The sequence below is a fragment of the Streptomyces sp. MB09-02B genome (genome assembly GCF_033794485.1).
Lineage (GTDB): Bacteria > Actinomycetota > Actinomycetes > Streptomycetales > Streptomycetaceae > Streptomyces.
In genome coordinates this window covers 1-714 of record NZ_JARGEE010000973.1, presented here as the reverse complement: position 1 = coordinate 714, position 714 = coordinate 1, and the positions used below count along the sequence as shown (strand labels likewise).

Sequence of the window (714 nt, the reverse complement as noted above, 5' to 3'; positions counted from 1 at the left end):
GCGGGGGAAGAACTCGTACCAGGAGCCGAACAGGGCGCGTTCGCGTTCCACCAGCAGGGGCAACGGCTCGGAGGAGGTGACCAGTTCCCGCAGGGGATGGCGGGTGAGGACCTCGTCCACCTCCGGCGCCAACGCCGCCGCCAGCCGGGCCGAGACGGGGCGGGTGGTGTCCCGGAGCGCGTCCGCGGCGGCGAGGAGGGTGCCCCGTCCGCTCTCGCCCTCGGGGACCCCGTCGGCGGCGCGTGCATGGAGGCGCGCGCCCTCCTCCAGCACCAGTTCGGTGTCGATGCCGGCCGGGACCTTGATGCGGGCGTGGTGGCGCCAGGTGGTGACCGGGTCGCCCCAGCCCTCCACGGCGTACGACCAGACGCCCTCGCTCGGAACGGACACGGTGGCGCCCCAACGGTCGGTGCCGGGTGCCAGTTCGCGCATCGGGGTCCACCCGGCCGGGCGGCCCTCCGGGTCCCGGAGCACGACATTGGCGGCGACCGCGTCGTGCCCCTCGCGGATCACGACGGCCGAGACCTCGAAGGCCTCGCCCACGACGGCCTTCGCCGGTCGGCGGCCGTGGTGGACGGTCGGCCGCACATCGAGGACCGGTATCCGTCCGATGGTGGGAGCGCCCGGAGTTGCCGGGGGTGTCGGGGGCGCCGAGGAGGGCGCGGACGGGCCGGTGTGCGCCCGGCGTGCGGGGTGTGCGGTGTGTCTGTCGGG

Annotated in this window: 1 protein-coding gene; it reads right to left on the bottom strand. The window is 75.6% G+C overall.

Annotation, left to right across the window (positions count from 1 at the left end; genetic code table 11):
- On the bottom strand, nucleotides 1-714 hold a 714-nt coding region (locus tag P1P70_RS45400; RefSeq protein ID WP_319248442.1), incomplete at both ends, for a maltotransferase domain-containing protein.